The sequence below is a fragment of the Streptomyces mauvecolor genome, from assembly GCF_039532965.1.
In the GTDB taxonomy this organism is placed as follows: domain Bacteria; phylum Actinomycetota; class Actinomycetes; order Streptomycetales; family Streptomycetaceae; genus Streptomyces; species Streptomyces violascens.
The window spans coordinates 315881-324238 of sequence record NZ_BAAASQ010000018.1; the positions used below are offsets into that span (position 1 = coordinate 315881).

An 8358-nucleotide genomic window follows, 5' to 3' on the forward strand; every position below is an offset into this window, starting at 1 on the left:
CCGCCCCGCTACGGGTGCTGGACGGCTCGTAGCGGGGCGGGGAAAACGGAAAAGCCCCGCCCCCAGCCGCACGCGGAGCGCGCAACCGGGGGCGGGGAGGGTAACCCGGGTCACCGGGTTACTCACCAGGGCGCCGGGATGCCCGGCATCGATTCACCGCCGGAACGGGAACCCGTACGACGCCACGTAGCCGGGGGCGGGCGAGCCCACGCCCGTCACGTCGTCGTAACCGCGCGTCGCGGACAGCGAGCTGTCCTTGCCGAGGGATCGGACCGACGTCAGCAGGCCGCCCGACGCGTCCACGCTGTTCGCGAAGTCGACACGCGCGACCGCGAGGTCACGCTTCGCACCCAGCGGGTGGTCCGTCACGTCGTGGAAGAGCGGCGAGCCGAACCGCGCGTAGATCGACGGGTTCGCGAACCCGATCGGGAAGTGCTGGGCCTGCTGGGCCAGCGCCTGGATGCCCGCGGTGACCGGGGCGGCGAGCGAGGTGCCGCCGATGCGGTACTCGTCGTACTTCACCGACTTGTCGGGCCAGGTCTGCGTCTGGCCCACCAGGAAGCCGGTGTTGGGGTCGGCCACGGCGGCGATGTCCGGCACGGTGCGCATGCGCGTCGCGCCGTTCGCCTTCGCGAGCGAGTCCGGCACGATGCCGTGCTGGTAGAACGGCTGCTTCACGGTCGAGCTGGTGCCGCCGCCCGCACCGCTGGTGTAGGCGCCGGGGAAGTTCGTCCAGCTCTTGCCGTCCGCGGACAGCGCGGCCTTCTCGGTGCCCCAGCCCGTCTCGAACTGGTACTTGTCGTTCTTGCCGACCGCCAGCGAGGTGCCGCCGACCGCCGTCACCCACGCCGAGTTGGCCGGGGTGTCGACCTGCTTCTTGCCGGTGTTGGCGACCTCGTCGCCGTTGTCGCCGGAGGAGAAGTAGAAGCCGATGCCCTCGATCGCGCCGAGCTTGAACGTCTGGTCGTACGCCGCCGCGATGTCCGGGGTCTCGTTGGCCTCGATGTCGCCCCACGAGTTGGAGACGATGTCGGCGAGGCGCTTGTCGACGACCTTGTTGAGGGCGTCGAGCAGATCCGGGTCGTTGCAGGACGCGCCGCCCACGTACACGATGTTCGCGTCGGGCGCGACCGCGTGCACGGCCTCGACGTCCAGGGACTCCTCGCCGTACCAGCCGGACGCCTTGCAGTCGTCCACGCTGTTGTAGGCCGCCGGGAGGACCTCGGTGTACTGGCCCTTCTTGTAGGCCGCGTCACCGTTGCGCTTGGCGTACGTCGCCGCGTCCGAGGCCATGGTCGGCGAGGCGTACGCGTCGGTGATCGCGACGGTCACGCCCTTGCCGGTGTACTTGCCCGCGCCGTACGCGGCCCGCAGCTGCTTGCCGGTGTAGCCGTGCACGGCGTACGGAACCTTGGTGCCGTAGGCGTCCGGCAGCGTCTTGGCGATGTTCTGGCCGTAGTAGCTGGAGAACGGACCCGCGTTGCGGAAGCCGGCGCCCGGCCCCGGCAGGGTGTCCTCGTGCGTCGACTGGTGCGGCGCGTTGTCCAGGCCGGTCACCGTCAGAACGGCGCCCGCGAGCGCGTTCGGCGCGGAGGCGGCCTTGGACGGGGCGTGGTAAGTCCGGTTGTCCTTGCGGTAGTTGCGCAGCTGCGTGGCGAATGCCTTCTCCGCCGCCGCAACGTCACCGGACACCGATATGTAGTGCTGGGTGGAGCCCGTGATGGTCAGTCCGGACGACTTCAGCCACTTGGTGACCGCGTCGATCTGCTCCTGGGTCGCGCCGAAGCGCTGCTGCGCCTGAGCGGCGCTGAGGTACTTGCCGTACGACGCCGACTGCGGGTCGGACACCGCCGCGGCGTACGCGTCGAGGCCCTTCGCGTCCCGCCCGGCGAGGTACACCCGGGCGTTGACCTTGGTCGACGCGGCGGTGGCGCCCTGGTCGGCGGAGCCGGTGGCCCAGACGGGCTGGGTGCCCGCGAGGGCCGCCCGTCCGCTCGGGACCGGGTCGGCCGCCTGGGCGGACGGTATGCCGAGGGCGAGCGCGCCGGCGAGCAGAGGCAGTGTCGCTGCCATGCTCACACCGGCGCGCCGCCTGGCGCGGCTGGTTCTCATGTAACCCCCTGCGTGAGGTTCTTCGCATGCTGTACACGCGCTGTCTGATGCGCGCATGTAATGCGTCACTCTTGTCAGGAACGGTTCATGCGGGGGGCATGTGATCGCCAAGAAACGCCAAAGAGCGTTTACCCGCGGTCAGTTGATGCGTCAGCCGGTACGTTCCGTGGCGCCCCTTTTCTTCAGCATTTGTGCCATCAGGTCGATTTCCGACTGCTGCGAGTCCACCATGCCCTGCGCCAGCCGCTTCTCCGGCGCCACCGTGCAGCGCTCGACACATCCCTGCGCCATGTGGATGCCGCCCTTGTGGTGCTCGGTCATCAGCTGGAGGTAGAGCACCTCCGCGGCCTTGCCGCTGAGCCCCCGCAGCCTGTCCAGCTCGGCGTTGGTGGCCATGCCCGGCATCAGCGCGCCGTCGGCGCCCGGCTGCATGCCCATGCCCATCCACGCCATCGGCAGCTGGGACGCCTCGTTCTTCGGCAGCCCCCACAGGTCCAGCCAGCCGAGCATCATGCCCCGCTGGTTGGCCTGCGTGTTGGCGATGTCGTACGCGAGGCGCCGCACCTCCTCGTCCGAGGTGCGGTCGCGCACGATGAACGACATCTCCACCGCCTGCTGGTGGTGCGTCGACATGTCCCGAGCGAACCCGGCATCGGCCGAAGTCGCCGTAGGCGTACGGGAGTTGGCCTCGGCGGTGGCCCTGCTGCCCCCGGAGGATACGAGGACTGCGGCCGCCGCGAACACCATCGCGAGGGCGAGCGCGGCGGCGAGCCCCCAGTAGCGGCGGATCACTGCTCGCCCAGCCCGCCCGTGCACGGCGCACCGGGCTCGGGCGTCTGCGGGCCCTGCACGTACTTGCTGAAGAACTGGTTCACCCGGGGATCGTCCGCGCCGCTCACGGTGACCTGCTTGCCCCAGGCGCTCAGCATGATCGTCCCGGCCTGGTCCTTGTACGGGCTCATCAGCGAGTACGGCGTCTTCGACACCTTGTCGGCGAGCTTCTTCACATCGGCGGCGGACGCCTTGCCGGTGTACGTCACCCACACCGCGCCATGTTCCAGGGAGTGCACGGCGTTCATGTCCGGGACCTGCTGGGAGTAGACGTCGCCCCCGCAGTTCATCCACACCTGGTCGTGGTCGCCGCCCACCGGAGGCTTCATCGGGTAATTCACCTTGGTGGTCACGTGATTGCGGGTCAGCTTCTTGGGATCCCAGTCCTTCTCGCCCGCGATGGGCCCCTTGGAGTCGGCGCCGCCCTGCGCCTGGGCCTCGGTCCGGGTCCGGCCGTCCTTGCTGCCGCTGTCGCTCGACGTGCCGAACTCGTACACGCCGAATCCGACCAGGCCCGCGACCGCGACGACGGCGGCGGTGACCGAGGAGATCACCACGATCCTGCCGCGCCGCTGCCGGGTCTGCTCGATGCGGCGGAGCTCCTCCATGCGCGCTCTGCGTGAGGTGTTGGGGTCGTCCTGAATGGCCATGTGTCCGTGACGTCCTTCTGGGAATGGGGAGTTGAGGGCAGGAGCAGCCGAGTGCGGCCGCGGGGCCCTCTAGGTCCGCAGCACCTGAAGGACGTGCAGGTCGGGCGCGCGCGGCCGGGGCCCGAACCGTACGGGAGCGGTGCCCGCGCGGGGCGGCACCGGGCGTAGGGCATGGGCCGCGGCCGGGACCGGCGCGTCCGTCGGGGCCGTGGTGAGCACGGCCGGGCCGGTGTGCGGGAAGAGCCCGCAGTCGCCCTGGTCGTACGGGCAGACGTACTGGGCGGACCCGTCGGCCGGCGGCCCGATGGGGGTCCCCCCTGCTCGAACGAAGTCGAGAGCTTGGGGGAGGCGGGCCGGGTTCTCGCCGCCGCCCGCCGCGAGGCAGACGAAGAGTGCGGCGAGCAGCGTCGCCATGGCGCTCAGCAGCGCCACGGGACGCGTGATGCGCGTGAGCCGCACTCCCCCCATGGGCGCAGATGGTAGGGGAGGGAGTGCGGCTCACGGCAGGCCGGGTGCCGTACCGGCCGAAAACAGCGGGCGCGAAAGAGCACGCTCGTACGGCGGGGAGACTCAGCCCACGTGGACCCGTGGCCGGCGGCGCAGATCGGGCTCGGCCCGGCGCAGCACCTCACGGGTGACCGGGGCGACCTCGCCGTCGCCGAACACCAGGAAGCGCAGCAGATGGCTGAGCGGGTGGCCCTCGGTCCAGTTGAAGTAGGCGTGCGGCACCTCGCCCGTGCGGTCGCGCAGCTCCATCATCACGGCGGCGATGGTGTTGGGCACGACCGCGCCCTCGACGCGCAGCCGGCGCACCCCGTGCTTCTCGTCGCCGTGGACGGTGAGCTCGGTGGTGAAGTCGGAGGAGTTCTGGATGAACACCTCCAGGAACAGCACCGGCCGCCCGTCCGGGATGTGGGTCTCCTCGCGCTGGCTGTACTCCTTGGCGCGGTACTCCCGCGTCGAGTGCTCCTGCGGCTCGTTGGCGATGATCCGCAGCGGCCCGCTCTTCGCCGCCTCGTCGACGAACCGGGCGGCGCACGCGTCGAAGGTGACGGCCGTAGCCCGCAGTTCGAAGGCGCGGTGCACCCGCGAGGCGAACGACGACACCACGATGCCCACGATGAAGAGCAGCGCGATCTTGATGCCGTCCGGCCGCTCGATCACGTTCGTGACCAGCGTGTACGCGAAGACCGCGGTGACCACACCGAAGCCGAGGGCGGCGGCCCGCTTGCCGCGCCGGTGCACGGCGACCGTCGAGGCGAACGAGGCCGACAGCATCAGGACCAGCACACCGGTGGCATACGCGCCGCTCTGCGCGTCGACGTCGGCGTCGAACCACCAGGTGATGAAGAAGGCGATCGCCATGAAGATCAGGACCAGCGGCCGCACCGCACGCGTCCACTCGGGCGCCATCCCGTACCGCGGCAGATAGCGCGGTACGAGGTTGAGCAGGCCCGCGGTCGCCGAGGCCCCGGCGAACCAGAGGATGGCGATCGTCGAGATGTCGTACACCGTCCCGAAGCCCTCGCCGAGGCGCTGGTGGGCGAGATAGGCCAGCGCGCGTCCGTTGGCACCGCCCCCGGCCTTGAACTCGGACTCCGGGATCAGGATGGTCGTCGCCAGGCTGGAGACAAGCAGGAAGCCGCTCATGATGAGCGCGGCCGTGGTCAGCAGCTTCCGGGTGTCACGCACCCGGCCGAGGGGCTTGTCGTACGTGTCCGATGCGTCGCCCTGGATCTGCGGCATGACCGCCACGCCCGTCTCGAACCCGGACATGCCGAGGGCGAGCTTCGGGAAGACGAGCAGCGAGACGCCGATCATCGCGAGCGGCGAGGAGTGCTCGGCGGTCATCGCGTCCCACCAGTTGCCGATGACGACCGGCTCGGTGGCGATCTTCCAGACGGCGGTGGAGAGGACCACGAGGTTCAGCGCAAGATAGACCCCGACGAGCGCCACCGCGATGCCGATGGCCTCCTTGAACCCCTTGAGGAAGACCGCGCCGAGCGCGGCCACGAGGGCCAGCGTGATCCAGAGGTTCGAGCCGTGCAGGAAGCCGGGGGCGAAAGGATTCTCCACGACGTGCGCCGAGGCGTCCGCGGCCGAAAGGGTGATCGTGATCATGAAGTCGGTGGCGGCGAAGCCGAGCAGCACCAGGACGAAGATCTTCCCCGCCCACCAGGGCAGCAGCCGCTCCAGCATGGCGATCGAGCCCTCGCCGTTCGGCGACTCCTTCGCGACCCGCCGGTACACCGGCAGCGCGCCGCCGAGCGTCAGCGCGATCAGCACAAGGGTCGCCAGCGGCGAGAGCAGCCCGGCGGCGAGCGCCGCGATGCCTGGCTGGTAGCCGAGCGTCGAGAAGTAGTCGACACCGGTCAGGCACATGACCCGCCACCAGCGGTGGCCCTTGTGCTCGGCCGGCGGGGTGCCGTGCGGCCCGGGGTGGCGGGCGGAGCGCTCGCTCAGCCCGTCGAGCAGCCAGCCGCGCCAGCGGCGCCGGCCGAGGGGTGCGACGGCGGTATCCGGAGGATCCACCTGGGTGCCGGTCATGCGAGGTTCTCCTATGCCGTTCTGCCGAGCGGTTGCGCCGGGCCGGTGAGCCGGGCCGTTGTACGGGGCTGTTGCCCCGGGCTGTTGCGCGGGCAACGAGGAGCGAGTATTCACCACATCGTCACGCACGAAGCCCGCAGGGGCGCCCGCGGGGAGGGGACGTGCTGTAGGTCATACCGGGTGCGTAATGTGGAGGTAATCCCGCGCCTCGATACTGAGGATCCGCCCGGCGTCCCCGTCCTTGACGGGGTCATGGTGCACAGGCCGTCTGAACTGCAAGGATGTGGCTATGGACAAGCAGCAGGAGTTCGTGCTCCGGACTCTCGAGGAGCGCGACATCCGGTTCGTGCGCCTGTGGTTCACCGATGTGCTGGGCTTCCTCAAGTCGGTGGCGGTCGCCCCGGCCGAGCTGGAGCAGGCCTTCGACGAGGGAATCGGCTTCGACGGCTCGGCCATCGAGGGCTTCGCCCGGGTCTACGAGTCCGACATGATCGCCCGTCCGGACCCGTCCACCTTCCAGATCCTGCCCTGGCGCGCGGAGGCTCCCGGCACGGCGCGGATGTTCTGCGACATCCGGATGCCCGACGGCTCCCCGTCCTTCGCCGACCCCCGCTTCGTCCTCAAGCGCATCCTGGCCAAGACGTCCGACCTCGGGTTCACCTTCTACACGCACCCCGAGATCGAGTTCTTCCTCCTCAAGGACAAGCCGCTCGACGGCACGCGCCCGGTCCCGGCCGACAACTCGGGCTACTTCGACCACACCCCGCAGAACGTCGGCATGGACTTCCGCCGCCAGGCGATCACCATGCTCGAATCGATGGGCATCTCGGTCGAGTTCAGCCACCACGAGGGTGCGCCGGGCCAGCAGGAGATCGACCTCCGCTACGCCGACGCGCTCTCCACGGCGGACAACATCATGACGTTCCGCCTGGTCATGAAGCAGGTCGCGCTCGAACAGGGCGTCCAGGCCACGTTCATGCCGAAGCCGTTCTCGGAGTACCCGGGCTCGGGCATGCACACCCACCTCTCCCTCTTCGAGGGCGACCGGAACGCGTTCTACGAGTCGGGCGCCGAGTACCAGCTCTCGAAGGTCGGCCGCTCCTTCATCGCGGGCCTCCTGAAGCACGCCGCCGAGATCGCCGCGGTCACCAACCAGTGGGTCAACTCCTACAAGCGCATCTGGGGCGGCTCGGAGCGCACGGCGGGCGCCGGCGGCGAGGCCCCCTCGTACATCTGCTGGGGCCACAACAACCGCTCGGCCCTCATCCGCGTCCCGATGTACAAGCCCGGCAAGACCGGCTCGTCCCGCATCGAGGTCCGCTCCCTGGACTCGGGCTGCAACCCGTACCTCGCCTACGCCCTCCTCCTCGCGGCAGGCCTCAAGGGCATCGAGGAAGGCTACGAACTCCCGGCAGGCGCGGACGACGACGTCTGGGCCCTCACCGACGCGGAACGCCGAGCCATGGGCATCGAACCCCTCCCGCAGAACCTGGGCGAGGCCATCACCCTGATGGAACGCAGCGAACTGGTGGCGGAGACGCTGGGCGAGCATGTCTTCGACTTCTTCCTGCGCAACAAGAAGCAGGAGTGGGAGGAGTACCGCAGCGAGGTGACCGCGTTCGAGCTGCGGAAGAATCTGCCGGTGCTGTAGGGGCAGGTCAGAGTAGGTTTCGCATCATCAGAAAACGAGGGACCGATGGTCGTTGACCGTCGGTCCCTCAGTGTGCGGTCAGCCCTGGGCCGTCTGTGGGCCGTGTGACGTCGGGTCTGGTGCCGAATCAAGCGTTAGCGTTGACTGTAGAGGCTGGCGGCCCCGGACAGTCCTGACTTCCTAGTCTGCGCGGGCAGAAGCGCGGCAGTGAGCTCTTGACCGATGACCGCTTCCTCCCGAAGCAACTTGTAGGGGGGCGTTGCCTTGGGCTGATATGCCTCTCACGTGCGCTGACGGTCCGCAGACGTTCGCGTCTGTTCGCCGCTGTTCGTCGGCGTTGTCACTCAGTTGGACACTCACCCGGTGTCGCTCCTCGTGGGAAATACCCGTGCATGTGCCCTGAGGACTGCCCTACGCTCAGTCTGCCTGCGTCGGACCGACGTGCTGAAGACCCGCAACACCAGCTCGTTGTGAACCGGGCCAGCCCGTTCGAGCCGGGCCAGTTGGGTCACGTCCACTGGAGTGGTGTATCGACGGCCACTCGGTGATCTCGTTTTGAGGCTATGC

Annotated in this window: 6 protein-coding genes; 1 reads left to right on the top strand and 5 read right to left on the bottom strand. The window is 69.3% G+C overall.

Annotation, left to right across the window (positions count from 1 at the left end):
• Positions 1–153: 153 nt before the first annotated feature.
• The 5 genes from ABD346_RS24485 to ABD346_RS24505 form a co-directional block, all read right to left on the bottom strand.
• The gene (locus ABD346_RS24485; RefSeq protein WP_381226592.1) at positions 154–2112 is read right to left on the bottom strand and encodes a S53 family peptidase; all 1959 of its coding nucleotides are present in this window, start codon (positions 2110–2112) and stop codon (positions 154–156) included.
• A 150-nt stretch (positions 2113–2262) separates the two neighbouring features.
• Positions 2263–2904, bottom strand: a complete 642-nt coding sequence (locus tag ABD346_RS24490) for a DUF305 domain-containing protein (RefSeq protein WP_381226590.1) — start codon at positions 2902–2904, stop codon at positions 2263–2265.
• Positions 2901–3593 (bottom strand): thioredoxin-like domain-containing protein, encoded by a 693-nt coding sequence (locus ABD346_RS24495; RefSeq protein ID WP_344377679.1) that lies wholly within the window; start codon positions 3591–3593, stop codon positions 2901–2903. The genes ABD346_RS24490 and ABD346_RS24495 overlap by 4 nt, the downstream gene beginning before the upstream one ends.
• Before the next feature lie 69 nt (positions 3594–3662).
• The gene (locus ABD346_RS24500) at positions 3663–4061 is read right to left on the bottom strand and encodes a hypothetical protein (RefSeq protein ID WP_344377680.1); all 399 of its coding nucleotides are present in this window, start codon (positions 4059–4061) and stop codon (positions 3663–3665) included.
• A 102-nt stretch (positions 4062–4163) separates the two neighbouring features.
• Complete coding sequence (locus tag ABD346_RS24505) at positions 4164–6140, bottom strand: APC family permease (RefSeq protein WP_344377682.1); 1977 nt, start codon at positions 6138–6140, stop codon at positions 4164–4166.
• Between the two features lie 289 nt (positions 6141–6429).
• On the opposite strand from ABD346_RS24505, the gene ABD346_RS24510 reads away from it, so the two are divergent.
• Positions 6430–7791 (top strand): glutamine synthetase family protein, encoded by a 1362-nt coding sequence (locus tag ABD346_RS24510; RefSeq protein ID WP_114035578.1) that lies wholly within the window; start codon positions 6430–6432, stop codon positions 7789–7791.
• The last annotated feature ends 567 nt before the right edge of the window (positions 7792–8358 follow it).

Coding starts and splice junctions, on each gene's coding strand:
- ABD346_RS24485 (WP_381226592.1), bottom strand. CDS start 2,112: ATGAGAACCAGCCGCGCCAGGCGGCGCGCCGGTGTGAGCATGGCAGCG.
- ABD346_RS24495 (WP_344377679.1), bottom strand. CDS start 3,593: ATGGCCATTCAGGACGACCCCAACACCTCACGCAGAGCGCGCATGGAG.
- ABD346_RS24500 (WP_344377680.1), bottom strand. CDS start 4,061: ATGGGGGGAGTGCGGCTCACGCGCATCACGCGTCCCGTGGCGCTGCTG.
- ABD346_RS24505 (WP_344377682.1), bottom strand. CDS start 6,140: ATGACCGGCACCCAGGTGGATCCTCCGGATACCGCCGTCGCACCCCTC.
- ABD346_RS24510 (WP_114035578.1), top strand. CDS start 6,430: ATGGACAAGCAGCAGGAGTTCGTGCTCCGGACTCTCGAGGAGCGCGAC.